Origin of the sequence: Mesorhizobium sp. M4A.F.Ca.ET.022.05.2.1, from assembly GCF_003998845.1 — a bacterium.
Classification (GTDB): domain Bacteria; phylum Pseudomonadota; class Alphaproteobacteria; order Rhizobiales; family Rhizobiaceae; genus Mesorhizobium.
On the sequence record NZ_RZOJ01000641.1, the window covers coordinates 1 to 2,095 of the forward strand.

Here is a 2,095-nt window from a genome sequence, read left to right on the forward strand (position 1 = left end):
CGGGGTGAGTTTTTGACCATGCTGGGGCCCTCCGGATCCGGCAAGACGACGACCCTCATGATGCTCGCGGGCTTTGAGGTGCCTACCCAGGGCTCTATTCTTCTGGAGGGGCGGTCGATTGACGGCACGCCGCCGCACAAGCGCGACATTGGCATGGTGTTCCAAAACTATGCGCTGTTTCCGCATATGACCGTGGAGGAGAACCTTGCTTTCCCGCTCAAGGTCCGCAAGCTCGGCAAGCCCGAGATAGAAGTTAGGATCAAGCGCGCGCTCGATATGGTCCGGCTCGGTGCCCACAGCAAGCGCCGGCCTGGTCAACTTTCCGGGGGGCAACAGCAGCGCGTGGCGCTCGCGCGGGCGCTCGTCTTCGAGCCCAAGCTCGTGCTTATGGACGAGCCGCTCGGCGCACTCGATAAACAGCTGCGCGAGGAGATGCAGCTCGAGATCAAGCATATCCACGGGGATCTCGGCATCACCGTGGTCTACGTGACGCATGACCAGGGCGAGGCGCTGACTATGTCGGACCGCATTGCGGTGTTCAACGACGGCGTCATCCAGCAGCTTGCCACGCCAGCCGAACTGTACGAACGGCCGCAGAACCCCTTCGTCGCCCAGTTCATCGGCGAAAACAATCGGCTGCATGGAAATGTCATCGCTCTAAACGGGACGACTTGCACAGTGGAGATTCCGGGAGCGGGCAACGTGCAGGCACTGGCAGTCAACGTCGACATGGTTGGTCGGCCGACCGTGTTGTCCTTGCGGCCGGAGCGCGTGAAACTGAATCCAACGCCCGGGTCGGTGCCCAATGTCTTCAGCGCGCGGGTGGCGGAGGTGGTCTACCTCGGCGACCATGTCCGTGCCCGGATGTCGGTCTGTGGCCGGGATGATTTTGTGGTCAAGCTATCGAATTCGGAGGGCGTGGCTCACGTGGAGCCCGGTGCCGCAGTGACGGTTGGATGGAGAACGGAGGATTGTCGGGCGCTGTGCGCTTAATGACATCGACTTGAGGCGCCGCCACTAAGGCGGCCGGGTGTTTCACAGCGCCGCTCCTATAATGGACGGCATAACAGGGAGGAGTAATAGAATGAGGACGAGCTCGATGGTTGCCCGCGCCATAGGCGTGACCGGCTTGGCAGTGAGCGCACTGTGGCCTGTGAAGCTCGCCTTCGCGGGCGATCAGCTGACTCTCGTTTCCTGGGGCGGAAACTTCCAGAAAAGTCAGCATATTGCCTATTTCGAGCCCTTCTCGGCGGCGACAGGGATCAAGGTAACCGAAGGCGAGTGGAGCGGCGAGTCAGCCAAGATTCGGGCTATGGTAGAGACCAAGACCGTGAGCTGGGACGTGGTGGACGGCGGCTACGGCATAGGTCAAATGTGCACCGCAGGGATCATTGAGACGATCGACTGGAACAAGCTGGGCCTCGATCCAGCGAAGTTCAAGGGCAGGCAGGAATGCGGGGTTCCGACGTCAGCTGCAGCCAACGTCATTGTTTATGATAAGGACAAGCTAGCAAACGGCCCGAAGACTATCGCCGATCTATTTGACCTGAAGAAAATCCCCGGCAAGCGTGGACTGAACAAGAGCGCGCAGGTCAATCTCGAATGGGCGCTTATCGCCGACGGCGTGCCTATCCATGACGTGTACAAGGTACTCGCCACACCGGACGGCGTCGATCGCGCATTTAAGAAGCTCGACACGATCAAGAAGGATGTCATCTGGTGGACGGCCGGCGCCCAGCCAGCGCAGTTATTGGCCGACGGCCAAGTCGTCATGACCTCAGCATGGAACGGTCGCGTCTATGACGCCGTCAAGAACTCCGGCAAGAATTTTGAGATTATGTGGGACGCAACACTGCTAAGTTGGGATTACTGGATGATACCCAAAGGCACCCCGCGGCTGGACGACGCTTATAAGTTTATTGCTTTCGCCAGCTCGCCGGAGGCGCAAGCTAAGATGGCAGGTCTCATCCCTTACGCTCCCAGCAACGAAGACGCCACCGCGCTTGTCGATCCAGAGATCCTGCCAAACCTTCCGTCTGCACCCGATAATATGAAAAATTCTTTGGATATCGACCTCGCCTTCTGGGGTGATAAC

2 protein-coding genes are annotated in these 2,095 nt (G+C 59.3%); both read left to right on the plus strand.

The window, feature by feature from the left end; genetic code table 11:
• On the plus strand, positions 1 to 993 hold a 993-nt coding region (locus EN745_RS33980; RefSeq protein WP_145992309.1), incomplete at its 5' end, for an ABC transporter ATP-binding protein.
• 106 nt (positions 994 to 1,099) lie between these two features.
• Positions 1,100 to 2,095, plus strand: a 996-nt coding sequence (locus EN745_RS33985) for an ABC transporter substrate-binding protein (protein ID WP_145992310.1), incomplete at its 3' end; no start/stop codon positions are given.